The following is a 598-nucleotide window of genomic DNA, read 5'->3' as shown; positions in this document are numbered from 1 at the left end:
GAACATGCCGGGTGAAAGTGCGGCGCAGTGGTTGATGAACTACTGGCTCCAGTGGGCGCTGACGCAGCAGAGTTTCGACTGCCAGGGCAAATGTCTGGCCGTGAAACTGGGCGCGGAGGTCGCTGATCTCTCCGAGTCGATGCGCCAGGCGCTCAAGACCGGCACGGCCGAAATCATCGGCAGAATCGCCGTCACCATCGAGGCTGGGGCAGCCGATGGTTCCCTGCAAGTTGAAGGTCGCGCCGATGAGGTCGCGCAGAACCTCTATCAACTCTGGCTGGGCGCCAGCGTGATGGCGAAGATCGTGCGCGACGTCCAACCGTTTGAAGCAACACTTCAGATGACGCGCCGGATATTGCACTTGCCCCGCCACTGATGGTGGGAAGGCCCGAAAGAATGCGCCCAGCGCATTTTTTTTGGGATCGATCACTAGACGACCGGTCTAATAGTGGCTCGGCCGACGTCCTGTTTTCCTCGCCACTGCACCTTTGAAAGGAATGAAGATGAAGATCCTGATTGTCCTGACCTCCCACGATCAACTGGGCGACACCGGCCTCAAGACCGGTTTCTGGCTGGAAGAACTCGCAGCCCCCTACTA

1 protein-coding gene and 1 pseudogene are annotated in these 598 nt (G+C 59.0%); both read left to right on the top strand.

All coding sequences use genetic code 11. The features are described 5' to 3' along the window. A partial coding sequence (locus AC1D15_RS36195) for a TetR family transcriptional regulator C-terminal domain-containing protein (protein WP_477829887.1) occupies positions 1-376 on the top strand: 376 nt, incomplete at its 5' end. 127 nt (positions 377-503) lie between these two features. After that, positions 504-598: pseudogene (locus AC1D15_RS36190) on the top strand (type 1 glutamine amidotransferase domain-containing protein); the annotation flags it as partial.

It is taken from the genome of Rhizobacter sp. P2_H2, from assembly GCF_056403375.1.
This window is presented reverse-complemented; position numbering and strand designations above follow the sequence as displayed.